We start from the raw sequence: 22,625 nt of genomic DNA on the forward strand, positions 1-22,625 counted from the left end.
GCGACCCGAAGCTCACGACCGCAGGAAGTCCTTGAGGGACAACGCGATCGAGCCCGCGTCGAGGCCGTGCGCGAGGTCGTGGTCGGCCCGCGTCCCGTAGGTGCGCACCTCCGTGTCGCGCAGGGTGCCGAGGGACAGCAGGCGGTGCGGAACGTCTCGCAGCGCCTCGCTCACGTGGTGGGCCGAAGTGCCCTTGAGGTACGGCTCCACGAGCACGATGTCGGCGACCTCTCCCACCGCGGCCCGCAGTCCCGCGGCGTCGAACGGGCGGATCGTCGACGCGTACAGCACCGTCACGTCCAGGCCTTCGCTCGCGGCGAGCACCCGGTCGAGCATCGCGCCCACGGCGAGCACGACGCCGTTGCGGCCGGTGCGCACCCGCTGGAACCCGACGCCGAGGTGCGGTTCTGCGTTCTGGTCGGCCGAGAGCCGCAGATATACGCGGCCGTCTCCGGGCACGGAGTCGAGCAGCAGGCGGCGGGCCTCGTCGGGGTGGCCGGGCACGTGGACATACCAGCACGGCAGGGAGTCGATCAGCGCGACGTCGCCCGGCGACTGGTGGGTGCGGCCTTCGGCCGGCATGTCGTAGGAGGAGCCGTAGGACACGAGGACGGCGCCGACGTACTGGTGGACCAGGTCGAGCTTGATCTGCTCGAACGCGCGCTCCACGAGGAACGACGAGAACGTGTGGACGATCGGGCGCAGACCGGCCAGCGCGAACCCGGCGCCCGTGCTCACGAGCAGCTGCTCGCGGATGCCGACGTTCACCACCCGGTCCGGGTGGCGCCGCGCCACGCCGGCGAGCTGGGCAGCGGAGATGTCGGCGAGGACGACGGCGACGTCCGGGTCGGCGTCCACGATCTCTTCGGTGGTGGCGAGGAAGGTTTCGCGCATGTTCGGCGTGGTCGGCATGTCCGTCAGCCCTTCGGTTCGACGACGGCGACCACAGCGAGCGGGCGCCCCGGGTGTTCGGTGGTGAACGCGTCGTAGAGCGCTTCGTGGTCGCGACCGGAGACCGTGCGCGTGGCCCAGCCCTCGACTTCGAACCGGCGCGCGATGCCACCGGGCCAGCCGTGCGTGGACGACTGGTTGTCCACGACCACGGTGGTCAGGTTCTCCAGGCCGAGGCGCGCGGCGACGACGATCGCCTCGGCGTTGGAGCCTTCGTCGAGCTCGGCGTCGCCGACGAGCGTCACCACGCGGCCGGAGTGGCCGCCCGCCCGCAGGCCGAGCGCGGCGCCGAGGGCGATCGGCAGGCCGTGGCCGAGTGAACCGCTGGAGATCTCGACCCCGGGCGCGCGCTTGCGATCGGGGTGGTGGCCGAGCCGGGAGCGCGCCGAGGACCAGTCGGCGAGCTCGGCCTCGTCGAGGAAACCCTTGACGGTGAGCACGGCGTAGTAGGCCATCGGCCCGTGTCCCTTGGAGAGCAGGAAGCGGTCCCGGCCCGGGTCGTGGAAGTTCTCGGGCGAGATGTCGAGCACGCGGTCGTAGAGCACCCAGAGAACGTCTACTGTGGACTCCGCCGCGGCCTGGTGCTTGTCGTCGCCGGTCATCAGCGAGATCAGCCGGGGCAGATCCGCGTATGCCGTTGCTGTGGTGGTCATGTTCCCACGGTGCAACCTCGACCAATGTCTAGGTCAAGCGCTAACCTGGACCAATGACGAGGTTGGCGGAGCACTTGAGCATCGGGCAGGTCGCCGAACGCAGCGGCGTCCCGCACACGGCCCTGCGGTTCTACGAGGACAAGGGGCTCATCACGTCCGAACGCTCGGCGGGCAACCAGCGCCGCTACCCGCGTTCGGTGCTGCGGCGCATCGCGTTCATCCGGGCCGCGCAGCGCGTGGGACTTTCCCTGGAGGACATCAGCGGCGCGCTCGCCACGCTGCCCGCCGACCACGCGCCCACGAAAGCCGACTGGGCGCGGCTCTCACGCGAGTGGCAGCACGAGCTCGACGCGCGCATCGACGCCCTGCAGCGCCTGCGCGACCGTCTCACCGGCTGTGTCGGCTGCGGCTGCCTGTCGCTGCGCAGCTGCAGCCTGTACAACGCGGACGACGAGCTGGCCCGCTTCGGCCCCGGTGCGAGCAAGCTGCGTCCGGTTTCCGAGGGCGGCATCTGAATTTCCGTTGTGGCGCGGGCCTGGATGTGGGTCACTGGTGCGGTCATGAATGAAGAGCACATGATCCGCGTCTCGAAGCGGCTCTCCCGCCACCTGCGTCACGAACCCGAAGCGATCGGCCTCACTCTGGACGCCGCCGGCTGGGTCGGGGTCGACGAGCTGCTGGCGGCCTTGCGCGCCCACGGCGTGCGGGTGCGCCGGGCCGAGCTGGCGGAGGTGGTGGAGCGCAACAGCAAACAGCGCTTCGCCTTCGACGGGAGCGGAACGAGGATCCGCGCGAACCAGGGGCACAGCGTCAGCGTCGAGCTGGGCCTGGAGCGCCTCGCTCCGCCCGAGGTGCTCTACCACGGCACCGCGACGCGCTTCCTGCCCGCGATTTACCGGGAGGGCCTGCGCCCGATGCGGCGCCACGCCGTGCACCTGTCGGCCGCCGTCGAAACCGCCCTCGCGGTCGGGGCCCGGCACGGCCGTCCGGTGGTCCTCCGCGTTGCGGCGGGCGAAATGGCCGCCGCCGGGCACGAGTTCCAGCGCAGTGAGAACGGGGTGTGGCTGACCGCCGCGGTCGCACCGGAGTTTCTGACCGAGAACTAGTGCCGCGACGGTGGTCGGGTGAGTGGGTGGCTGCGGCGTTCGTGGCGGCGGTTGCCGGGCGCGCGAATACGACGGGGCGCGGGGGCGATCCGCAACGGCCGGCGGCCGGGGCGCGGACGCTGCCCGCTCGCCGTCGCGGAGTCTCCGGCCGCACCGAGATCGCTCGCCATGGACCCCGCCGCTCCACGGCCGGATCCGGTCCGGATTCGGCCGTGGCAGGATGCCCGGCCGACCCGGCGTGAGCTCGCCTCTTCGCCGCCTCCATGCCGGTGGCGGCGACCTCGTCCGCACACAGCCGCTGCCACCCGCACGGCGTTCCTCGTCAGGCGGCCAGACGGTAGGTGGTGCCGCTGCTGCTCGGCACCCACGAGTCGGGCAAAGCGGCGGCAAGGGCGTGCTGCGCGCGCCAGCACGGTCGGCGCGAAGTCTTGGAGCGCGGCGATCGTCGGCGCAACCACGGGCGCGAAAACCGGGCCCGACAGGTGACGCCCTCCCACGAGCGCGTGGAGCCGGCCCACGCGGGTCAAGCGCTGCGCGTGCCAGACGGTGTCGATGACGCCGGAGTGCCCGCACCCGGTCACCACGACGAGCCCTCGGTTGCCGACGTTCACGACGAGAGCCTGGTCGTCGATCGCCGGCGGGTCCGGTTCCCACTTCGAGCCCGTCCAGCGCTGGTGCGCCTCGGGCATCCCCCGCTCGATGACCTCGTAGCCTTCGCGCTCCAGAGCACCCTTGCTCAGGTCAGCAGCGAACCGCCCCCGCGTCCGGGCAGATCGAGCGGCGTTTCGACCACACCTCCGGGTGAACGACCATCGAGACCTTCGTGGTGCCCAGGCGCGCGGCCGGCCCGCCGGCGTGGTCGAAGTGCCCGTGGCTCAGCACGACGCTGTGCACGTCGCGGAGATCGATCTCGAGCCGGTCGGCGTTCGCGATCATCGCGTCGGGCGAAAGGCCCGTGTCGAAGAGGATCGAGTGACTCCGGTCGCCACGGCGCGCGGTGACCAGCGCCGAGAACCTGTGCTCGGCCACCATCCGCACCGCGGTCGTGCCGTCCTCGAACTGCGGAGCGGAGACAACGTCGGAGGTCGGCGCCGCCCGCAGGACGTGTACTTCGTCCGGCAGGAAGGTGTCGTAGGTGTTGTCCACGAGCGTGGTCACCCGCACCTCGTCGACGGCGCCTCAGCCATTGCGAACGCCGCGGCCACCCACTCCCGGCTGCCACCAGTGGTCTAGTCGTGGTGCCGCCGGGGCCGGCCGAGCAGCCGGCGGCCGACGTCAATGAGTTCGCGGCGCAAGCTTTCGTCGTCGAGCTGCGCGATGTCCGGCGAGCCGCCCGTCATGGCGAGGCCGGTGAGCGTGACCAGTGCCGCGACCCGTGAGGAGATGTCGGGCTCGGGCCCGGCCAGGATGTCGATGAGGGCGTTCTTGAAGCCCTCCATCCCGCGCGTCGAGTTCTCGATCGCGCGGTTGATGCCCGGGTCGCTGGAGAACAGCGCGACGAGCACGCGGTGGCGCACCACGAGATCCACGAAACCCTCGAGCAGGTAGTCGACCTGCGTGCCACGGCGGCGCTGCTTCGCGGCCTCCGACACGATGTGGTCGAGCTCGCGGATGGCGGGCGCCGCGACGGCCTCGGTGATCTCCGCCTTGGTCTTGAAGTGGTAGTACACAGCCGCCTTGGTCACCCCGAGCGCGTCGGCGATCATCTGCAGCGACGTGCCCTCCACGCCGTGTTCGGCGAACAGCCGCAGCGCGGTGCCGAGCAGCCGCGTCCGAGTGTCCTCTGCCGGGGCGGCGGTAGTCATCGTTCCTCCTCGTCAAGCCCAGGAAGCGTACGTGACAGCTAGTCGATCGGCAAACCGAGATACTTGCCGATCGACAAGCAACCTCCTAGCCGTGCGGCTAGTCACATACTTGCCGATCGGCTTGGCAGCCTCCTTGCCGATCGGCTAGCTTCGGGGTCACTGGTTCGTGTGACGAAGGCCCTATCCGGGCGAAACGGAGAAACACTCGTGGCGACATTTCTGTACCGGCTCGGCCGGTTGTCGTTCCGGCGACGCGCTCTCGTCTCGGCCGTGTGGGCGGCCGTGCTCGTGGCGCTCGGCATCGGCGCGCTCACGCTGTCCGGCCAGCTCTCGGACTCGGTGACGATCCCCGGGACCGAGTCCCAGCAGGCGATCGACCAGCTCCAGGCGAAGTTTCCGCAGGCCGCGGCCGGTGGCGCGACCGCGCGGGTCGTGATCGCGGCCCCGCAGGGCCACACCGTGACCGACGCCGCCGGCAAGGCCGAGGTCGAGTCGACGGTGGCGAGCCTCAAGACGGCGCCGAAGGTCGCGAGCGTGGCCGACCCGTTCCAGGCGAAGTCGATCTCGCCGGACGGCCGTGTGGCGCTCGCCCAGGTGAGTTACCAGGTCAAGGGCTTCGAGCTCACGGACAGCGACCGGCAGGCGCTGCTCGACAGCGCGAACGGCGCCAAGCAGCGCGGTTTCGAGGTCGAGTTCGGCGGCGACGCGGTGCAGGCGATGCCCGCGACCGACGCCACCGAGGGCCTCGGCGTGGCTGTGGCGGCCGTCGTGCTGATCATCACGTTCGGATCATTGCTGGCCGCCGGCATCCCGCTGCTCACCGCGTTGATCGGCGTCGGCATCGGCATGGCGGGCATCATGCTGGCCTCGGGTTCGCTCGAGCTGAACTCCAACACCCCGGTGCTGGCCCTGATGATCGGGCTCGCCGTGGGCATCGACTACGCGCTGTTCATCGTCTCCCGCTACCGGCACGAGCTCAGCATCGGGCGAGAACCCGAGGAGGCCGCGGGCCGAGCCGCGGGCACAGCCGGGTCCGCCGTGGTGTTCGCCGGGCTCACCGTGATCATCGCCCTGGCCGGGCTCACCGTGGTCGGCATCCCGTTCCTCGGTCAGATGGGCATCGCCGCGGCGGCGACCGTCGCGATCGCCGTGCTCATCGCGCTCACGCTGCTGCCGGCCATCCTCGGCTTCGCCGGCGCCCGGGCCATGGGCGGCCGGATCCGCTTGCGCCGCAAGACGGACAGGGCTTCGCACGGCGAGCGCTGGGCCCGGTTCGTCGCCCGGCACCGCTGGCCTGTGCTGCTGACGGCGCTCGCCGGCCTCGTGGTGGTCGCCATCCCGGCACTGAGCATGCAGCTCGGCCTGCCCAACGACAGCACCGCGGCACCGGATTCGACGCAGCGCAAGGCCTACGACCTCGTGAGCGAGAGCTTCGGCGCCGGCGCCAACGGCCCGCTGCTGGTCGTCGTCGACACCGGGGTGAACCACGACCCCGAGTCGCTGAAGCAGGCCGTCGCGGGCATCAGCACGCTGCCCGACGTCGCCGGGGTGACGCCACCGCGCGTGAACGCCGACGGGGACACGGCGCTGCTGACCGTGATCCCGAAGAGCGGGCCGAGCAGCAAGCAGACCGAGGACCTCGTGGCGGCGATCCGCGCACAGTCCGAGCCGCTGCACGAGACCACGGGCGCGAGCCTGGCCGTGACCGGCCAGACCGCCGCCAACATCGACGTGTCCGAGAAGCTGTCCGACGCGATGATCCCCTACCTGGCGCTGATCGTCGGCCTCGCGTTCATCCTGCTGATGCTGGTGTTCCGCTCGATCGTCGTGCCGCTGAAGGCGACGCTCGGGTTCCTCGGCTCGGTGGTCGCGACGTTCGGCGCCGTGGTCGCGGTGTTCCAGTGGGGCTGGTTGACCGACCTGCTCGGCGTCGCGTCGACCGGGCCGATCATGAGCATGCTGCCGATCCTGCTCATCGGTGTCCTCTTCGGACTCGCGATGGACTACCAGGTGTTCCTGGTGACGCGGATGCGCGAGGAGCACGTGCACGGCGCCGACCCGCAGGAGGCCATGGTCACCGGCTTCCGCCACGGCTCACGCGTGGTCACGGCCGCGGCCCTGATCATGATCAGCGTGTTCGCGGGCTTCGTGCTGGCGGAGTCGACGCTGATCCAGTCGATCGGCTTCGCGCTCGCCTTCGGTGTGCTGGTGGACGCGTTCATGATCCGGATGACGATCGTGCCTGCCGTGATGTCGCTGCTCGGGCGCCATGCCTGGTGGCTGCCGCGCGGCCTGCACAAGGTGCTGCCGAACGTCGACGTGGAGGGTGAGGGCCTGGCCAAGGCGCTCGAAGCGTCCGGCAGCCGCGGTGACGACGAGCGCGAGCCCGCTCGTGTGTGAGGCCGCGCCGTCCGCCTGGCGGGTCGCTCAGCCGACCAGCCAGGCGACGGCGCCGCCGATCGCCAGCAGTGCCGCGACACCCAGCGCCACGGCGATGAACTTCGCCGTCTTCCACGTGGAGTAGACGCCACCGGCCAGGAAGCCCGCGAGGGCCAGCAGCAGGATGGCGACAACCTCTTTGCTCACGGGGCTCAGCGTGCCACACGGTCCTCGTCCGGCCGGGGCGGGGCAGCGGCCCTCTCAGGTGGGTGCGCCGGCACGCCGGAGACGTGACGCACGTCTCCTCGCTGTCACAGACCTGGACCGACCGTCGCGTCCGGCGCCTCGACGTGGCAAGCTCTCCGCGTGAGCGGAGCGTCCGATTCGGAGATTGTCCTGACCCCCCTCGACGAAGAGGCCTTGGTCCGGCTTCTGGACGTCGCGGTCGAGGGCGCGGACCCGCTTGACGTGCTGCCGCCGATGGACGGCCCACCGGGCTGGACACCCGAGCGGCGTGAGGCGTTCCTGACGTTCCACCGCCGGAACTCGCTCGATCCGGACACCGCGACGACCACCGCCTGGACCATCCAGGTCGGCGGCACCATCGTCGGCGGCGCGCGGCTGCACCCCGTCCACCGCGGCAAGTCGGTCGAGATCGAGGCCCAGGTCTGGGTCGCCCGCTGGGCGCGGGGCCGCGGGATCGGCAAGTGGGTCACCGAGACCCTGATCGACGCGGCCCGCGAAGGCGGCGGGGGCCGGTATGTCGCTTCGACCACCACGGACAACAAGGCGGCACAACGCCTGATGAAATCCGTCGGTGCGAACGTCGACCTGCGTGAAGACGGAGTCGACTCGCACCTCGAGATCTAGCCAGGCGTGGTGCCGGCCTCGGGGAGCTTTTCCTAGAGAACGCCCTTCGTGGACGGAATGCCGCCCGCACGCGGGTCGGGCTCGGTCGCGGCGCGCAGGGCCCGCGCGACGGCCTTGTACTCCGCCTCCGCGATGTGGTGCGGGTCGCGGCCGTGGATCACGCGCACGTGCAACGCGATCTGCGCGTGGAACGACAGCGAGTCGAACACGTGGCGCGTGAGCACGAACGGGTAGTTGTTGCCGATCGTGAAGGTGTTGAACTGCTCCGGCTCCCCCACGTGCACGCAGTACGGCCGGCCCGAGACGTCGATCGCCGCGTGGGCCAGGGTTTCGTCCATGGGGATCCACGCGTCGCCAAAACGGCGGATGCCGCTCTTGTCGCCCAGCGCCTGGCGCAGGGCCTGGCCCAGGACGATGGCGGTGTCCTCGACGGTGTGGTGCGCGTCGATGTGGATGTCGCCGGTGGCCTCGACCTTGAGGTCCAGCGAGCCGTGCACGCCGAACGCCGTGAGCATGTGGTCGTAGAACGGCACGCCGGTGGAGATCTCCACCTGGCCGGAGCCGTCGAGGTCCAGCTGGACCAGGATCGACGACTCCTTGGTCGTGCGTTCCACCTTGCCGATGCGGGTCATCGCGGTACTTCCTTACTCGCCTCGAGGAACGCGTCGTTCTCTTCCGGGGTGCCGATGGTCACGCGCAGGTGGCCTTCGATGCCGACGTCGCGGATCAGCACGCCGTGGTCCAGGTAGGACTGCCAGCTCGCCTTCGCGTCGGCGAACGGTCCGAAGAGGACGAAGTTCGCGTCGCTCGGCACGGGCGTGAACCCGAGACCCAGCAAGGCTTCCACCACACGGTCGCGTTCGGCGGCGAGCTTGTGGACGGTGGCGAGCGTGGCGTCGGCGTGGCGCAGGGCGGCGCGCGCGGCGGCCTGCGTGAGCCGGGACAGGTGGTAGGGCAGGCGCACGAGCTGCAGGGCGTCGACGATGGCCGGCGCGGCCGCGAGGTAACCCAGCCGTCCGCCGGCGAAAGCGAACGCCTTGCTCATCGTGCGCGAGACGATCAGCTTCGCCGGGTACTGCGCGATCAGCTGGACCGCGCTGGCCTGCGAGGAGAACTCGGCGTAGGCCTCGTCCACCACCACGATGCCCGGCGCCGCCTCCAGGACCCCGCGCAGCTGCTCCAGCGGGATCGACCCGCCGGTGGGGTTGTTCGGGCTCGTCACGAACACGATGTCCGGCTGCCGCTCGGCCACCAGCTCGGCGGCGCGCGCGGTGTCCAGCGTGAAGTCGGGCCGGCGCGGCGCCGGCACCCACTCCGTGCGCGTGCCGGAGGAGATGATCGGGTGCATCGAGTACGACGGCTCGAAGCCCAGCGCGCTGCGGCCCGGCCCGCCGAAGGCCTGCAGGATCTGCTGGAGGATCTCGTTGGACCCGTTGGCGGCCCACACGTTCGCCTCCGACAGCACCACGCGGGTCGACACCGTGAGGTAGTCGGCGAGCTCGGTGCGCAGCGCGACGGCGTCGCGGTCCGGGTAGCGGTGCAGCGAAGCGGCTTCGGCGCGCACGGCCTCGGCCACGTCGGCCACCAGCTCCGGCGGCGGCGGGTACGGGTTCTCGTTGGTGTTGAGCCGCACGGGCACGTCGAGCTGCGGCGCGCCGTAGGGGCTCTTGCCGCGCAGGTCCTCGCGCAGCGGCAGGGCGTCGAGGGTCACCTCGGCGCCGGGCACGGCCGGGGTCTCCTCGGTCATCGGCCCTCCCCCGCGAACCGGGCGGTCACGGCCTCGCCGTGGGCGGGCAGGTCCTCGGCGTCGGCCAGCGCGACGACGCGGCCGGCGACCTCGCGCAGCGCGTCCTCGCTGTAGTCGACCACGTGGATGCCCTTGAGGAAGCTCTGCACCGACAGGCCCGACGAGTGCCGCGCGAAGCCGCCGGTGGGCAGCACGTGGTTGGAGCCGGCGCAGTAGTCGCCGAGCGACACCGGCGCGTAGGCCCCGACGAACACCGCGCCCGCGTTGCGCACGCGGCCGGCGACCTCCCGGGCGTGGGCGGTCTGGATCTCGAGGTGCTCGGCCGCGTAGGCGTCGACCACGCGCAGGCCGTCGTCCACAGTGGACACCAGGATGATGCCGGACTGCTTGCCGCCCAGCGCCTGCCCCACGCGTTCGCTGTGCTTGGTGGCCGCGACGCGCTCGGCGAGCTTCTTGTCCACCGCGTCGGCGAGCTCCTCCGACGTGGTGACCAGCACGCTCGCGGCGAGCGGGTCGTGTTCGGCTTGGCTGATCAGGTCGGCCGCCACGTGGACGGGGTCGGCCGTCTCGTCGGCGAGGATCGCGATCTCGGTGGGCCCGGCCTCGGAGTCGATGCCGATCACGCCGCGCACGAGACGCTTGGCGGCGGTGAGGTAGATGTTGCCCGGCCCGGTGACGATGTCCACGGGGGCGAGCTCGGCACCGTCGGTGTCCGTGCCGCCGTACGCGAGCAGCGCCACGGCCTGCGCGCCGCCGACGGCCCACACCTCGTCGACGCCCAGCAGCGCGGCGGCCGCCAGGATCGTCGGGTGCGGCAGGCCGCCGAAGGCCGCCTGCGGGGGCGAGCAGACCACCAGCGAGCGCACGCCCGCGAGCTGCGCCGGGACGACGTTCATGACCACGGTGGACGGGTACACGGCCAGCCCGCCCGGCGCGTACAGCCCCACGCGCTCCACCGGCACCCAGCGCTCGGTGACCGTGCCGCCGGGGACCACTTGCGTGGTCACGTCCTGGCGGCGCTGGTCGGCGTGCACCTTGCGAGCGCGGCTGATCGACTCCTCCAGTGCGGCGCGCACCTGCGGGTCCAGCGCTTCGAGGGCCTTGGTGAGCTCGCCCACCGGCACGCGCACAGCCGCCGGGCGGACCTTGTCGAACTGCTCGGTGTACTCGAGGACGGCCTCCACACCGCGGTCGCGGACCGCCTCCACCACCGGCCGAACGTGATGCAGCGCCGCGTCCACGTCGTATTCGGCGCGCGGCAGGGCGGCGCGCAGTTCGGCGGCGGTCGGGACCTGCCCGCGCAGGTCGGTGCGGTTCAGCATGGTGACCAGGGTACGAGGTGGCTCTCGGCGTCCGGGCAGGGATACTCGGTGGTGACTTGCCGTCCCACGATGAGGGAAGCCATGAAGGAGGCCGCCGTGCCGCGGATCGCGTTGTGCCAGCTGAACTCGGGCGACGTTCCGGAGGACAACCTGAAACTGGTTCGCTCCGGCGTCGAAGCCGCGGCGGCGGACGGCGCCCGGATCGTCGTGTTCCCCGAAGCCACGATGGCCCGCTTCGGCCGGCCACTGGCGCCGGTCGCGCAGCCGCTGGACGGGCCGTGGGCCTCGGCCGTGTCCGCGATCGCGGACGAGCACGGGGTGCTGGTCGTGGCGGGGATGTTCACCCCGGCCGACGACGGGCGGGTGCGGAACACGCTGCTCATCACCGGGCTCGGCCAGCGGCTGGGGTACGACAAGATCCACCTGTACGACGCGTTCGGGTTCGCGGAGTCGGACACGGTGGCGCCTGGGGAGAGTCCGGTGACCTTCGAGGTCGAGGGGACGGTCTTCGGGGTCGCGACGTGTTACGACATGCGGTTCCCGGAGCTGTTCCGGCAGTTGGCGGACCACGGCGCGGACATCGTGCTGGTGCCGACGTCGTGGGGTGCGGGCGAGGGGAAGCTGGATCAGTGGCGGGTGCTGGTGCGGGCTCGGGCGTTGGATTCCGGGTGCTGGGTTGTGGGGTGCGGGCAGGCTGATCCCGCTGCTTCGGGGATCGAGGTGAATCCGAAGGCGCCGACGGGGATCGGGCATTCCGTGGTGGCGGATGGGTTCGGGCGGGTGCTGGTGGAGCTGGGGGATGTGCCGGAGACGGTGGTGGTGGAGGTGGATCCCGGGGTGGCGGGGAAGGCTCGGGGGGCTACTGGGGCGTTGGCTAATCGGAGGTTGTGAGGGGTTCTGGTCCTTCGCGGGGGCGTGTTGCGGTTGGGGTGGGTCCTCGGTCCTTCGGGTCCTTCGCAGGGGCGTGTGGCGGTTGGGGGTGCACCCCGAAGCTGGATTGTGTTGACGGCCGGTGAGCCGTTGTCAAGGCGGGAAAGCGTGCCTTGACAACGGCTCGCCGGCCGCAAGGAGGCTTCGGATCGGGGTGCCGGGGAGGGGCTGGGTGCAGGGTTGCGTCGCGCGGGTGGGCGGCGGTTGCGAGGGTGGACGCGGCCTGAGTGGGTGGTGAGTCGGGTGGGCGGGTGGCGGTGGGTGGTGACCGAGCGCCCCGATGTGGCGTTCGGGGGGCGGGGCGTTAGCGGAGTAGGCCTTCGCGGATGGCCACGCGGACGAAGCCCGCGCGGCGGCGTTCGCCCGTTTTGTCGCGGATGCGGTCCAGGTAGGAGCGCACGGTGCGGACGCTGATGTTGAGGATCTCGGCCACGTCGACGTCGCGTTCGCCGGCGGCGACCAGGCGCAGGACCTGTTTTTCGCGTTCGGACAGGACGATCTTGGGGCCCGCGTGGCGGTCTTCGCTGTCCTGGATGATCATGCCGGCCAAGGTGGGTGAGACGTAGGCGTTGTCCTGGGCGATGGTGCGGATGGCGCGCAGGAGCTCGTCGCCGTCGACGTCCTTGGAGAGGAAGCCCTTGGCGCCGGCCTGCATGGCGCCGAGGACTTCGGGTTGTTCGGCGTGGGCGGAGACGACGAGGACCTTGTGGCCCATGTGGCCGACCTCGAGGACGGCGGCCGCGTCCTGGACGCCGCGGAGTTTGAGGTCGAGGACGACGACGCTGCCGGCGGGTTGCTCCTGCACGGCGAAGCGGGCGACGGAGTCGGCGACGGCGCCGAGCTCGATGTCCGGGGCCTCGGTCAGCACCCTGGCGACGGCGTCGCGGTAGAGCGGGTGGTCCTCGATCACGCCGACGCGGATGCGGTCGGTCGCGGCCGAGTCCTCCGCGGCGCGGTCCGTCGCGGCCGAGCCCGCCGCGGCGCCTCCCCCAGCGTCGGTCATGTCACGAAGTCCTTCCCGCGCCGCCCACCAGGCCCCGGCGGATGGCCTCCTTGACCAGGCCCGGCCGGCGGCGTTCGCCCGTCTTGTCGCGGATGCGGTCGAGGTAGCCGCGTACGGTGCGGACGCCGATGTCGAGGATGGCGGCGATGTCGATGTCGCGTTCGCCTGCCGCGACCAGGCGCAGCACCTGCTCCTCGCGGGGCGAGAGCTCCATCTCGGGCCGCGCCACCGGCCGCTCGGTGTTGTCCTTGATGATCATCCCGGCGACCACGGCCGACACGTACGAACCACCCTCGGCCACCGCGCGGATGGCGGTCAGCAGCTCGTCGACGTCCACGTCCTTGGACAGGAACCCCTTGGCCCCGGCGGAGATCGCGGCGAGCACCTGCTCCGACTCGGCCTGCGCCGAGACCACGAGCACGTGGTGCCCGAGCTCGCACACCTCCAGCACGGCGGCCGCGCCCGCGACGCCCGGCAACCCTAGGTCGAGCAGCACGACCGAACCCGGCGGCTGGCGTTCCACGTGGAAGCGCGCGACGGAGTCGACGACCGCCCCCAGCTCGATGTCCGGCGACTCGGCGAGCACACGCTCCACCGACCGCCGGTACAGCGGATGGTCTTCGATCACCGCCACCCGGATCCGGGCGGACTGCGTCTCTTCGGCGCGTGGCCGTTCCTCTGTCATGTGCACCGACTCGCTCACCCCGTTCCACCCGACGGCACCGGCTGCCCGGCCGTGGCCGGATCCAGCGCGGGTCCCGTCGGCACCAGTGCCAGGAGACCGCTCGCGAGCGCTTGCCTGGCCACGGAACCGTAACCGAGCGAGGCGAGCGCCGGGGCGGTCGCGACCGGATATTTTCTCCCCAGGTCCGTGACCAGGTAGGTCGTACCGGAGCCCGTGTCGGAAACGACGGCGCCACCCGAGGGCGGCACGTACACCTCGTCGGCCACGCGGGCGTCGCGCCGCGTCGTGACGGGCAGTGCGCGCCCACCCGGCGGCACGGGCACGTCGGCGGAGACGAAGATCCGCCCGCCCTGCGCGCACAGCGTCACCGACGAGCCGGTGATCGGCGCCTTGCCGGGGATCCGGTCCGGGTAGGCGGCGGGATCCGCGCCGCCGGCCCGGGAAGCCGCGACCTTCGGCACCGCAGCGACATCGGCCGCGCGTACGCGCACCGGCGCGGGGTTGCCGTCGTACGCGGCGTCGTTGTCGGGGGTGGTGACGAGCAGGCTCGCCTCCGTCTGGCCGACGGGCTCGAGGCCGTCGGCGTGCACGAGGTAGTACGAGGTGGCGTCGCCGGCGCTGGCCATCGCGTCGACCACGGCGAGGACCTCGCCCACGCGGGTGTTCACCCCGCCGACGCGCGGACCGGGGGCACCGGCGCCGGGCACGGCGATCTCGCCGAGGTCGCGCCCGGCGGGCACGGTGTCGATCCACCGCGACGACACGGCGAGGGTCGGGTAGCTGTCGAACTGCAGCGCGGCCGCGGCTTCGTCGCTGAGCTGGTAGCGACGCCCGTCCGTCACGAGGTAACGCCCGCCCGAGGGAAGGCGGACGATCACGCCCGAGCCGCGCGGCAGCTCCGTCCCCGCGGCCGGCGCGCCGAGCACCACCGCCACGAGCGGTTCGGCCGACGCGGGCGCGTCCTGCGTCGTGCGGCTGCAGCTCGTCCACGGCGCCGAGACGAGCGCGGTCGTGGCCGGCAGGGAGTCGGGGGCGCCGGAGATGCCGATCTCCGTGCCGCGCGGGGCGGTGCCGAGGTCGGTGGAGGACACGGACACGGTCGCGTCACCGTTGCCGCCCGCGAGCAGGCGGGCCGAGGCGTAGTTGAGGACGGGGTGCACCGCGCCGTCGGCGCCGAGCACGAACCGCGCGCCCGTGCCCTCCTCGACGATCACGTGCCCGCCGGCCAGCCAGTCTTTGCCGCCCGAGGGGTTCAGCAGGCCGATCACGCCGAAGACCGCCGTCACGAGCAGCGCCGCGGCCAGGCCCAGCACCGTGCCGAGCACGAGCCGGCGGCTGGGCGAGACGGGGTGGTTGGCGTCGGCGGCCACGAGCGCGGAGACGAGCCTGCGCCGGAGGAACTGGTAGGCCTGGATCTGGTCCCGCTGCGTCCACACGCTGCTTCGGCCCCCTGCCCCTCGCTCCTGTTCCGGGCGCGAGCGTAGGAGCGCGCGGGCGCGGAGGACGAGGGTAATTTTTACGCCCACACGCCGGTGTGTGGAGCGCTAGCGTCGCCGCTACCGCCCGGGGAAGGGGACTTCTGTGTCCGTGTCAGCACCGCCGGCGCCGGCGGCCGTGACCGTGCCGGCTTCGCGCGCCGGCACCGCCGCGTTGCCGTGGCTGCTGCCGATCCGGCCGGTACAGGCCGGGCTGTGGGAGCTCGCGGCGATCACGGTGCTGCTGGTGTTCGCCGTCGACGGCGTCGAGCAGCCTGTGCGGATCGGCGTGGCAGCGGTCGCGGGAGTACTGGTGCTGACCACGTCGGTGCGCGTCGGCGGCCGCCACTTTGCCGCGTGGGCCGGTGCGTGGCTCGGCTACCGCCTGCGGCGCCACGACAGCCGCCGCGACAGCCCCGACCCGCTGCATCGCGTCGCTGGGCCCGTGCGGGTGCGCCAGCACGTGGACCGCGCCGGCAACCGCTTCGGCGTCGCCGAGGTCGACGGCGACTGGAGCGCCATCGTCCGCCTCACGCCCGGCACGAGCGAGCCCCCGGCCGAGGCGCTGCTCGCCATCCTGCGCAAATCCTTCCACGGCACCGACATCCCGCTCGCCGCCGTGCAACTGCTCACCTGGGCCGTGCCCCGCGGCGCGCAGGTCTACCGCGCGCGCTGGCTCGCCGTCCGCTATCGCCCCGAAGACGCCCCCATAGCCGCCCTCGCCCGCGGCGGCGGCGAGCTCGGCGCGCTGCGCAGCACGGCGAGCGCGGCGCTGAGCCTGATGGTCGCGCTGGCCGAGGCGGGCTATCCGTCCACTGTGCTCGAAGCCGGCGAGCTGACCGCGGAACTGCGCGTCGCCCTCGGCGTCCCCGCCTCCCCGGTGCCCCTGGAAACCGACGGCGACGGCTGGCGCGCCTGGTCCTGGGCCGGCGCCACCCAGTCCTGCTACCGCCCCCGCTCGACGCGCGACCTGCCCCGCATCCTCGGCCTCGCCGTGCCGGACGCCGCGTTCACCGCCACGTCCGCCACCCTCCGCCGCACCCCGGGCGGCCGCGAACGCATCGACGTGACCTTGCGCGTGGGGGCCCGGTCGGGTGCCGAACCACCGGTGGTGCACGGGGTTTCGGCCGTTCCACTGCACGGGGGTCACGAAGCCGCCGTCCGTCGGACGTTGCCGCTCGCGCTGACCTGATCGCGGGTCATTCCCACGCCCGTCACCACCGTGGCTGCCAGCAGCGCCGCCGCCACCCAGCACGCGGCGGGCGCGCCCGCGGCGAAGAACACGCTGCCGAGCGAAGCGACGCCGAGGGTGGCGCCCAGCTGCTGCACCGCGTTGAGCAGGCCCGCGGCCGAACCCGTCGACCTGCACCGGTACCTCACGCAACGCCTCGGCACGATCGAGGGCATCCGCACCTGCGAGACGGCGCCGGTGCTCCGGACGCTCAAGTCCGCCAGCCCGATTGGCCCTCCGCTCGGGGCCTGAATCGGCCCTTCTGAGAGTGCCACCGGCCGGTTAGGGTCGAACGCATGACGCTGGACCTCGCGGTGGCGAACGCGGCCGCCTTCTGGACGATCGTCGCCGAGAGCCGCGGCCACGCCGTGACCACGCGGCCCGGGTTCGTGTGCGTGCACGGCAGCGAGCGCAGCGGGATGCGAATCGTGCTGCGGACCGCGACGCCGAGCGCCGACGACGTCGCCGAGCTCACCGAGCTGGCGAAGAACGCGCCGACGGTCCTGGTCGAAGACGCGTACGGCACTGTCGACATGTCGCCGCTGGGCCTCACCTCGCGGCAGCTGCCCGTGATGACCCGCACGGGCCCCGGCTTCGGTCAGCGCAGCGCCCTCCGCGTCGAGACCCCGGACCTGCTCGCGACGGTGGAAAACGTGGTCGTCCACGGCTTTCCGCTCGGGCGCCACCAGCCTTACGTCCGCGGCGAGGTCTTCCCGCCCGCCCTGCTGGAGCGCGACGGCGTCACCACCTGGCTCGTCACCCGCGACGACGAACCCGCCGGCGCCTGCCTCGTCATCGACGACGGCGCGGCCGTCGGCCTCTACTGGGTCACGACCCTGCCGGCCCACCGCTCCCGCGGCGTCGGCCGCGCCCTCATGCACACCGTGCTGTCCCAAGTGGACGGACGCACGGTGACGCTGACCGCCGCCAAACCCGGCAAACCGCTGTACGACTCGCTCGGCTTCACGACGGTCGGCTCGGCCACCTGGTGGTCCTAGGTAGGTTGTCGGCATGACGGTGGGCAGCGCGTTCTGGATCGCCGCCGTCCGCGCGCGCGAGTCCGAGCGCGCGGACCGGTTCTTCGACGACCCCTTCGCCCGGGAGCTGGCCGGAGAGCGCGGTTTCGCGACAATGGCCGCGTCCGAACGCGCCACCGGCGGCGAGAACCCGTACCTCCCCGTCCGCGTCCGCTGGTTCGACGACCTGGCCACGGCGACACAGGACGTAATGCAGGTCGTGCTGCTGGGCGCGGGCCTCGACACCCGCCCGTACCGGCTGGACCTGCCGGCCACCCTCGACTGGTACGAAGTGGACCGTGCGGAAGTGTTCGCCACCAAGGAACCCGTCCTCGCGCACGCCACCCCGAGGTGCCGCCGCCACACCGTCGCGGCCGACCTCATCACCGACTGGGCCACACCTCTGCTCGACGCGGGCCACCAATCCGGCGCGCGGACCCTGTGGCTCGCCGAAGGGTTGTTCTTCTACCTCGCCGAAGACCGGATCGCCACGGTGCTGAAGACCGCCGCACAGCTCTGCGCACCGGGCAGCCGCTTCGCGGCCGACGTCACCGGCACCACCGGCCTCGACTCCCCCGCGATGCAGCCCTACCGCAAGTGGTGCGCCGGCAACGGTTTCCCACCGCCGTTCGGCTCCGACGACCCGGCCGGGCTGGTCCGAGCCGGCGGCTGGACCGCGGACCACCTCACCGCACCGGGAGCGGCGGACGCGAACCACGGCCGCCTCCACCCCCAGCCCGGAGGCGTCGTCCCCGGCCGCACCGACTTCGTGACCGCGGTTAACTAGCCGCGCACGGCTTCGTACACCCCCGCGATCATCCCCACGAACGGCACCAGCGCCAGCAGCACCAGGAACTCCGACACGTCCAGCAACCGCGACCAGTACGGCGAGCGCACCCCCTTCGCCACCCGCGTCGCGTACACCAGGCAGACCACCGCGGCGATCAGCACAGCCGCACCGGCCGCGAGAAGCAGCACGCGGTCGTCGGCCGCGATCAGCCACGCGCCCGCCGTGAGCACCGTGACGACGCCGAAACCGGCCAGCACCAGGCGTTGCAGCCGGCCCGCGTACGAACGCGAACGCTGCACCCAGGCCACGCCCGCCAAAGCCGCCAGCCCCGCTTCCCACGGTCCGCCCGACGCGGCGAGCGTCACCGCCGAAGCCAGGACGACGAGGCCCAAAGCCACGAGCAACGCCGTCAGCAGCATCTGCGCGTACGTGGTCCGGCCGATGACCTCCGCGCCGAGCGAGGGCTGTTCGTCGGCCCGGAACGATTCCATGTCGTCCGGCACCCGAGGCAGCGGCAGCCGGCCCAGGCGCAGCGCGAGCATCGGCGCCACGGCCGCGAGCGCCGTCGCCAAGACCGCCGCGACAGCCGCCGCGGCAACCGGCTTCACCCCGGACAGCAACACCACGCCGGTCGTCAACGCACCAAGACCGGCCGAACCCGTGATGGCCACGAAAATTGGCAGCCGGTCGGCCACCGACACCGCGGCCAGCACGCCGTACACCGTCACCGCGGCCAAACCGGCGGCCAGCGGACCGGCCGACAACGAGAACACCCCGTGCGGCGGCAGGATCGACATCCCCGCTAGCAGCGCGACGAACACCCCCGCCACCGCGCCGGCCGCACCCGCGCCCGAGTCACCGTAGGCGCGGCTCAACGCGCCGCCGCCGAGCAGCAGGATCAGCGACAACAGCCCCGTCGCGATCGGCGCCAGCACGCTGCCCGCCGTCGACGCCTGCACGAGCAGCCCACCAGCCGCCAGCAGCACCACCGCCGCCGCGATGCCCGCGCGCCGCGCGACGCGAGGGCCCCACGCCGTGGACGCGCCGTCGCCGACGCTCGCGATCGAGTCCACCACGTCGTCGAACAGCAGCGGACCACGTGGACGTTCGCGCGGAGTCAGGTGCAGCACCTCGCCGTCACGCACCTGCGCGGCGGCCACGGTGAGCCCAAGCGCGAGCGGCGCGCCGCCGAGGCGCGAGAGCACCCACCCTGGGTGCTCGGCCGCGGCCTGGCCCGTCGCACCGGCGAGCCGCACGAGCTGCGGCACGAGCTCCGCGAACGTGCTCTGCTGCGGCAACGCGACGTCCACGCGGGCGCGCGGCGTCACGATCGTCACGCGCCGGGTGGACCCGGCCAGCGCCGGCGCGCTCACTGCACGGACCTGGACGCCTCGATCACCGGGGCGAACTTCGCACTGCTCGCCTCGGCCAGCTTCTGCAGGCCCGCGTTCACCGCCTCGAGCACGATCTCCGACAGGTTGCGCGCGTCGTACTCGCGGATCGCGCGCGGGTCGATGTCGATGGAGGTGAAGCGGCCGTCGCCGCGCAGCGACACCGTGACCTCGTTCTGCCGCGAAGCCGCCTTGACCTCCATGGCCTCGACCGAGCGCTGGATGCGCTGCACCTCCTCGGTCTGCCGGCGGACCTGCGCCAGCAGCTCGTCCATGTCCGGCACGGCGTACGGGTCGGTCACAGCTGTTCTCCTTCTCCTGCGGGGTGATTGCGGCGGATGTGCACGCTGGCGACGAACTTCCGGAAGTCGGGGGTGAGGCGCTGCGCGGCCCCGGGTTCGGCGGTGAAGACGAGCTCCAGCACCACGCGCCCGACCGGCCCGTCGGCGCCCGGCACGGTGAGGTGCACCTGTGTCTGCACGAGGTCGGTGCCCTCGCCGGTGCGCATCCGCAGCACCTGCGTGAGGCCGGGCGCGGTGGCGTTGCCGACGTCGTGGCGGCTCACCACGTCGAGCAGCGCCATGGTGCGGCCCAGGCGTTCCACGGCTTCGTCGGCGATCTCTGCCAGCGTCGCCGGGTCGGGACGCTGGCGCACGCCGAGCGTGATGTTGGGCGTGAAGCCCGCTTCGGGGTGCACCGCGACGAACGCGACGCCCGGCGCGCCCGCCCCCGCCGGGTCGAGCGGCGTCCACCCCTCGGGGACGTCGAAACCCAGCGGGAGCGAGACGGTGTCAGCAGGCATCGATCACCACGACCCCACGTAGTTCACGGCGTCGTCCCAGGTGTGGCCGACGTAGTCCGCCGCCTCGTTCGCGGCGCTGCCGACGGCGTCGACCGCCGCGCCGCCGTATTCGCCGATGGTGTGTCCCAGTTTCGGCAGGTCGATGTCGATCTTGGCCCCGACGCCCGCGCCGAGGCCGAGCGCGACACCCGCCTTGAAGTTCACCTTGATGTGCCCCGCGTCGTACACGGCCTGGCCGTCGAGCTGCGCGCCGAGGCCGTACTGCAGCGTGCCGTTGGCGCCGACTCCGACACCGGCGACGTCGGCCGACACCTCGCCCTCGACCTTGCCGCCGACGAACGCGTTGCCGTGCAGCCCCAGCCCGTGCGCACCGAGCTGCGCCGAACCACTCACCTCACCGCCGGCGAAGACCGAAGCCTTCCCCTGCGCCTCCGCGACGCCGTACTCGAGCTTGCCGTCCGCGGTCTTGTCGAGCGCGGCGAGCTGGGCGTGGCCCGAGGCCTTGGCGTCCCAGCCCTCGGAGGTGATTTTCCCGTCGTACTCCGGGGAAAGGCAGTCCTGGTCGTGCTGGGTCTTGTAGTAGGTGATCTCGGTGTTCTTGAAAGCCTTGTCCTTCAGGGTTTCCGGCTCCGGCTGCCCGAACGGCGTGTCGGCCTTCTTCGGCGCGCGGGTGCCCTGCAGGCCGTCCCAGGTGAGCTTCTTCCAGCCGGAGTTGCCGAACCACGAGGGCACGGTGCGTGGCCGCTTGCGCCCGTCGAGGGGTTCGCCGTTGAGCCAGCTCAGCGCGCCGGTGCTCCACTTGCCGAGCTCGTGTTCGAGCCGGCCGACACCTTCGGGCGGGAAAAGCTGTGCCAGCGCTTCGGAAAGCTCGTCGGCCACCTGTTCGGCCATCGCGACGGCCTGTTCGCCGAGCGAGCGCGCGGCGGAGATGAACGCACCGACGGCGTTCGGGGTGGCGGCCTTGGCCTGGCTGGTGAGCTGCGCGCCGTACTGGTCGAACTGCGCGAGCACGGAGTCGAGCGCCTGGCGGGCCCACTGCAGCAGCTGCGCGGCCTTCGCGAGCCGCTGCGCCTGATCGGCCAGTTTGGTGCCGTCCTCGGTGAGCTCGTCAGCGGACTTCTGCGCGGCCGTGGCGTAGGCGGTGTAGGCGGCGCCGTCCCAGTCGGTGTGCAGGGCCTTGGCCGCCTGGGAGATCTCGGTCGCCTTGCCCGACACCGTCGACGCCTGCGTGCCGCACTGCTGCGAAGCGGTGTTCAGCGCCGCCGGGTCGCCCGTGACCCGGCGCTGGTACTCGACCAGCACCTGTCGATACGACGACAGGACCGAGCTGACGACCCCGGAGGCGTCGACGGCCATGGCCTAGGCGCCCTTCGCGTCGATGCCGACGTGCTGCTGGAAGTGCCGGCCGTCGTAGGTGAGGTCGAGGTCGATGTCGAGGTCCTGGCCCGCAGGCGCCTCGACGGTCGACTGGCCGGTGGACAGGTCGGTGTGGATCACGACCTCGTTGGCCCCGGCCGGGGCGATCGGGCTGACGGTACCGCCGGTTCCGCCGGCCGGGGGCGTGATCGGCGTGGTGCTCGGGGCCGCGCCCGGAACCGAGGTGCTCGGGTCGACGGCGATCCAGCTGTTCGACGGGTCGAGCGGGGTGCCGTTGGCCGTCACCGGCGTGGTCGGGGTGGTGCCCGTGGTCCCGGCCAGCGCGGGTGGGGTGTAGTTGATGAACGACGGCTGCCCGGCCGGCGCCGTCGCCCCGCCGCCGGTGCCCCCGGCGATCGCCTGCTGCCCGGCCGCGCTCGCCACCGACGGCGGCGCCTGCGGAGCGGTGACCGGTGTGCTCGACACGGCCGTGTTTCCCGTGGCCCCAGCCGCGGCGGCCGACCCGGTGTCCCCGCCGTGGAACAGCTTCTCGATCTCGCCGATGATCTGCGCGACCTGCGTGATCTGGTTCGCCAGGTCACCCGCGCCGAGCGCCTTGAGCAGCGCGCCGATCGCCGTGATGAACGCCTTCAGCGAAGCGCTCGTGGCCGTGGACAGCGCCACGGCGGCACCGTAGGTCCACCAATTCGACATGAGCGAAGCGACGGTGGGGTTCACCGCCGAGACCACCGAGCGGTAGGCCTCCTGCGCCGTCTTCACGAGCGTGCCGGACACGCCGAGCAGCTGCGCGCCCTTCTCGATCACCCCGATGATCTTCGTGAGCTGGTCGAGCGAGTCGGTGATCTTCTTCAGCGCCGTCTCCGACGCGGCGCCGGACCAGACCTTGCCCAGCTGGTCGGCCGCCTTGCTCAGCTCGGTGTAGAGCGACGCGAACTCGCTCGCCTTGTGCAGCAGGTCGAGCACGTGCTTCGCGATCTGCTCCGGCTGCCCGGTGACGATCTGCGGCAGCGTGGTGATAGGGCCACCCGAGGACGCCGTGGCGTCCATTGCGCTGGAATTCGGGAATGTCAGCATCGGACCTCACTTGCTCGG

25 protein-coding genes are annotated in these 22,625 nt (G+C 72.2%); 9 read left to right on the forward strand and 16 right to left on the reverse strand.

The window, feature by feature from the left end:
* Positions 1–12: 12 nt before the first annotated feature.
* Both AB0K15_RS29455 and AB0K15_RS29460 read right to left on the reverse strand, forming a co-directional pair.
* Positions 13–912 (reverse strand): transketolase C-terminal domain-containing protein, encoded by a 900-nt coding sequence (locus AB0K15_RS29455; RefSeq protein ID WP_364057399.1) that lies wholly within the window; start codon positions 910–912, stop codon positions 13–15.
* Positions 913–917: 5 nt separating this feature from the next.
* Positions 918–1,604 carry a thiamine pyrophosphate-dependent enzyme gene (locus tag AB0K15_RS29460; RefSeq protein ID WP_364057402.1) on the reverse strand — a complete coding sequence of 229 codons (687 nt, stop codon included), beginning with the start codon at positions 1,602–1,604 and terminating at the stop codon, positions 918–920.
* 53 nt (positions 1,605–1,657) lie between these two features.
* Between AB0K15_RS29460 and soxR the strand changes: the two genes are divergently transcribed.
* Together soxR and AB0K15_RS29470 are read left to right on the forward strand one after the other, a co-directional pair.
* A complete protein-coding gene (gene soxR, locus AB0K15_RS29465; protein WP_220238007.1) occupies positions 1,658–2,119 on the forward strand; it encodes a redox-sensitive transcriptional activator SoxR in 462 nt (153 codons plus the stop codon).
* Between the two features lie 45 nt (positions 2,120–2,164).
* Positions 2,165–2,710, forward strand: coding sequence for an RNA 2'-phosphotransferase (locus AB0K15_RS29470; RefSeq protein ID WP_364057406.1), 546 nt, complete (start codon positions 2,165–2,167; stop codon positions 2,708–2,710).
* A gap of 741 nt (positions 2,711–3,451) precedes the next feature.
* Here the strand turns inward: AB0K15_RS29470 and AB0K15_RS29475 are convergent.
* Together AB0K15_RS29475 and AB0K15_RS29480 are read right to left on the reverse strand one after the other, a co-directional pair.
* On the reverse strand, positions 3,452–3,868 hold the full coding sequence (locus tag AB0K15_RS29475; protein ID WP_364057409.1) for an MBL fold metallo-hydrolase: 417 nt from the start codon (positions 3,866–3,868) through the stop codon (positions 3,452–3,454).
* A 71-nt stretch (positions 3,869–3,939) separates the two neighbouring features.
* Positions 3,940–4,515: a TetR family transcriptional regulator gene (locus tag AB0K15_RS29480; protein ID WP_364057412.1), complete on the reverse strand. Its 576-nt coding sequence runs from the start codon at positions 4,513–4,515 to the stop codon at positions 3,940–3,942.
* Between the two features lie 207 nt (positions 4,516–4,722).
* Here AB0K15_RS29480 and AB0K15_RS29485 point away from each other — a divergent pair, with 207 nt between their 5' ends.
* Positions 4,723–6,915, forward strand: coding sequence for an MMPL family transporter (locus AB0K15_RS29485; RefSeq protein ID WP_364057415.1), 2,193 nt, complete (start codon positions 4,723–4,725; stop codon positions 6,913–6,915).
* A gap of 27 nt (positions 6,916–6,942) precedes the next feature.
* Here the strand turns inward: AB0K15_RS29485 and AB0K15_RS29490 are convergent, their stop codons facing one another.
* Complete coding sequence (locus AB0K15_RS29490) at positions 6,943–7,101, reverse strand: hypothetical protein (RefSeq protein WP_285969281.1); 159 nt, start codon at positions 7,099–7,101, stop codon at positions 6,943–6,945.
* A gap of 159 nt (positions 7,102–7,260) precedes the next feature.
* Here AB0K15_RS29490 and AB0K15_RS29495 point away from each other — a divergent pair, with 159 nt between their 5' ends.
* Positions 7,261–7,764: a GNAT family N-acetyltransferase gene (locus AB0K15_RS29495; protein ID WP_364057418.1), complete on the forward strand. Its 504-nt coding sequence runs from the start codon at positions 7,261–7,263 to the stop codon at positions 7,762–7,764.
* A 32-nt stretch (positions 7,765–7,796) separates the two neighbouring features.
* Here AB0K15_RS29495 and hisB read toward each other — a convergent pair whose 3' ends face one another.
* Genes hisB through hisD form a run of 3 tightly spaced genes read right to left on the reverse strand, consistent with a single transcriptional unit; the run spans position 7,797 to position 10,833 of the window.
* Positions 7,797–8,396, reverse strand: coding sequence for an imidazoleglycerol-phosphate dehydratase HisB (gene hisB / locus AB0K15_RS29500; RefSeq protein WP_360605878.1), 600 nt, complete (start codon positions 8,394–8,396; stop codon positions 7,797–7,799).
* A complete protein-coding gene (locus AB0K15_RS29505) occupies positions 8,393–9,511 on the reverse strand; it encodes a histidinol-phosphate transaminase (protein ID WP_364057421.1) in 1,119 nt (372 codons plus the stop codon). Before AB0K15_RS29505 ends, hisB begins: the two co-directional genes overlap by 4 nt.
* Entirely contained in the window at positions 9,508–10,833 is a 1,326-nt protein-coding gene (gene hisD / locus AB0K15_RS29510; protein ID WP_364057424.1) for a histidinol dehydrogenase, read from the reverse strand. The genes AB0K15_RS29505 and hisD overlap by 4 nt, the downstream gene beginning before the upstream one ends.
* A 96-nt stretch (positions 10,834–10,929) precedes the next feature.
* On the opposite strand from hisD, the gene AB0K15_RS29515 reads away from it, so the two are divergent.
* On the forward strand, positions 10,930–11,724 hold the full coding sequence (locus AB0K15_RS29515; RefSeq protein ID WP_364057642.1) for a carbon-nitrogen hydrolase family protein: 795 nt from the start codon (positions 10,930–10,932) through the stop codon (positions 11,722–11,724).
* Between the two features lie 343 nt (positions 11,725–12,067).
* Here AB0K15_RS29515 and AB0K15_RS29520 read toward each other — a convergent pair whose 3' ends face one another.
* The 3 genes from AB0K15_RS29520 to eccB are packed head-to-tail and all read right to left on the reverse strand — an operon-like array spanning position 12,068 to position 14,887.
* The gene (locus AB0K15_RS29520; RefSeq protein WP_364057427.1) at positions 12,068–12,766 is read right to left on the reverse strand and encodes a response regulator transcription factor; all 699 of its coding nucleotides are present in this window, start codon (positions 12,764–12,766) and stop codon (positions 12,068–12,070) included.
* Position 12,767: 1 nt separating this feature from the next.
* Complete coding sequence (locus AB0K15_RS29525; RefSeq protein WP_364057430.1) at positions 12,768–13,451, reverse strand: response regulator transcription factor; 684 nt, start codon at positions 13,449–13,451, stop codon at positions 12,768–12,770.
* A 14-nt stretch (positions 13,452–13,465) separates the two neighbouring features.
* Entirely contained in the window at positions 13,466–14,887 is a 1,422-nt protein-coding gene (gene eccB, locus AB0K15_RS29530) for a type VII secretion protein EccB (protein WP_364057433.1), read from the reverse strand.
* Between the two features lie 151 nt (positions 14,888–15,038).
* On the opposite strand from eccB, the gene AB0K15_RS29535 reads away from it, so the two are divergent.
* From AB0K15_RS29535 to AB0K15_RS29550, 4 genes are read left to right on the forward strand one after another with little or no spacing between them, the layout of a single operon-like run.
* Entirely contained in the window at positions 15,039–16,118 is a 1,080-nt protein-coding gene (locus tag AB0K15_RS29535) for a type VII secretion protein EccE (protein ID WP_364057644.1), read from the forward strand.
* Between the two features lie 30 nt (positions 16,119–16,148).
* Positions 16,149–16,409, forward strand: a complete 261-nt coding sequence (locus AB0K15_RS29540) for a hypothetical protein (RefSeq protein WP_364057436.1) — start codon at positions 16,149–16,151, stop codon at positions 16,407–16,409.
* A gap of 44 nt (positions 16,410–16,453) precedes the next feature.
* Complete coding sequence (locus tag AB0K15_RS29545) at positions 16,454–17,155, forward strand: GNAT family N-acetyltransferase (RefSeq protein WP_364057439.1); 702 nt, start codon at positions 16,454–16,456, stop codon at positions 17,153–17,155.
* Between the two features lie 13 nt (positions 17,156–17,168).
* On the forward strand, positions 17,169–17,960 hold the full coding sequence (locus tag AB0K15_RS29550; protein ID WP_364057442.1) for an SAM-dependent methyltransferase: 792 nt from the start codon (positions 17,169–17,171) through the stop codon (positions 17,958–17,960).
* Here AB0K15_RS29550 and eccD read toward each other — a convergent pair.
* From eccD to AB0K15_RS29575, 5 genes are read right to left on the reverse strand one after another with little or no spacing between them, the layout of a single operon-like run.
* Positions 17,957–19,336, reverse strand: a complete 1,380-nt coding sequence (eccD, locus tag AB0K15_RS29555) for a type VII secretion integral membrane protein EccD (RefSeq protein WP_364057445.1) — start codon at positions 19,334–19,336, stop codon at positions 17,957–17,959. The two genes, AB0K15_RS29550 and eccD, sit on opposite strands and share 4 nt — an antisense overlap.
* On the reverse strand, positions 19,333–19,656 hold the full coding sequence (locus AB0K15_RS29560; RefSeq protein WP_220237990.1) for a YbaB/EbfC family nucleoid-associated protein: 324 nt from the start codon (positions 19,654–19,656) through the stop codon (positions 19,333–19,335). The genes eccD and AB0K15_RS29560 overlap by 4 nt, the downstream gene beginning before the upstream one ends.
* The gene (locus AB0K15_RS29565) at positions 19,653–20,156 is read right to left on the reverse strand and encodes a hypothetical protein (protein WP_364057448.1); all 504 of its coding nucleotides are present in this window, start codon (positions 20,154–20,156) and stop codon (positions 19,653–19,655) included. The genes AB0K15_RS29560 and AB0K15_RS29565 overlap by 4 nt, the downstream gene beginning before the upstream one ends.
* 3 nt (positions 20,157–20,159) lie before the next feature.
* Positions 20,160–21,512, reverse strand: a complete 1,353-nt coding sequence (locus tag AB0K15_RS29570) for a hypothetical protein (RefSeq protein ID WP_364057451.1) — start codon at positions 21,510–21,512, stop codon at positions 20,160–20,162.
* A gap of 3 nt (positions 21,513–21,515) precedes the next feature.
* Positions 21,516–22,607: a hypothetical protein gene (locus tag AB0K15_RS29575; RefSeq protein ID WP_364057454.1), complete on the reverse strand. Its 1,092-nt coding sequence runs from the start codon at positions 22,605–22,607 to the stop codon at positions 21,516–21,518.
* Positions 22,608–22,625 lie beyond the last annotated feature (18 nt).

The organism is Amycolatopsis sp. NPDC049253 (assembly GCF_040678995.1).
GTDB lineage: Bacteria > Actinomycetota > Actinomycetes > Mycobacteriales > Pseudonocardiaceae > Amycolatopsis.